This is a genomic window from Thiolapillus sp. (assembly GCF_048562965.1).
In the GTDB taxonomy this organism is placed as follows: Bacteria; Pseudomonadota; Gammaproteobacteria; order Chromatiales; family Chromatiaceae; genus Thiolapillus; species Thiolapillus brandeum_A.
On the sequence record NZ_JBHNMF010000992.1, the window covers coordinates 1 to 1,031 of the forward strand.

Consider the following 1,031-nt stretch of genomic DNA (forward strand, 5'->3'; position numbering starts at 1 on the left):
GAATCCCCAATCCCAGTAGCAGTATCTCGTTGCCGTCCACGTCTTTTCCTCATGCCAGTATTTGGCGCTATACTGGCACAGGTTTTTGGAGGAATTCCACTTAAAACGTCGAGGAACCGATAATTGTGAATGCCTACGCCTGCAACCCATACCACGGCTCGGAAGAAGGCGTGGGCTGGAACTGGGTGCGTATGATCTCGGCATTCGCCGCCCCCTGGGTGCTGGTCGCCAGTCATCATCGGCAGGATATCGAAGACTTCCAGGTAAACAACCCCCGTGTGGTGCGTAACGTGACCTTTGTCTATGTGCCCCACAAGCCCTGGCATTACCGGCCCACGCCGGGATGGAAGTGGATAGAGGGGTCGGTATTCAAGCCTGTCATGAACATGGCCTATGCCTTGTGGCTGCGCGATGCATTCAAGGTCGCCAGGGGTTTGCACCGGGAACAAGGGTTTGATCTTGCCCACCAATTGACCTACGTTGGTTTTCGTTTTCCCGGCCACTTGTGGAAGCTGGATATTCCTTTTATCTGGGGCCCCATTGGTGGGTTGGAGAATACACCCTGGCGTTTTCTTCCCGTATTGGGCTGGCGTGGGGCTATGTACTATGCCGGTAGAAACCTGATCAATTCCCTGCAGAAGCTGACTTTACGTTCGGCGCGCAAGGCATTCAACAAGGCTAATGTGCTCATCGCGGCGACCAGCGGTATTCAGAAGGAAATCGATCGCTGGTATGGGTGTGCGAGCCAGGTGATTGTGGAGGTGGGGCCGCCGGACAAGGTGGCATCGAAAATCAATGGGCGCCAGTCGGATGAGCCTTTGCGCCTGGTATGGAGTGGTGAACATCTGCCGGGCAAGGCCTTGCCCCTGTTAATGTCCGCCCTGGCCAATTTGCCGGAGGCGTTGGAATGGCATCCGCTGCCAGCCATGGAGAGCGAAGCGAAGGCTGGTAGACCCCAGTAGCCGCGAGGCCGCACTGTTTTCCCGGCGTGCCTTGCGCCAGAGGGAAAACAAAGTAGGCCTCCGAACGCG

Annotated in this window: 1 protein-coding gene; it reads left to right on the plus strand. The window is 56.6% G+C overall.

Going from position 1 to position 1,031, the window contains the following annotated elements; genetic code table 11:
• The first annotated feature begins 125 nt into the window (after positions 1 to 125).
• Positions 126 to 962: a hypothetical protein gene (locus tag ACOCD2_RS21735; protein WP_293649366.1), complete on the plus strand. Its 837-nt coding sequence runs from the start codon at positions 126 to 128 to the stop codon at positions 960 to 962.
• The last annotated feature ends 69 nt before the right edge of the window (positions 963 to 1,031 follow it).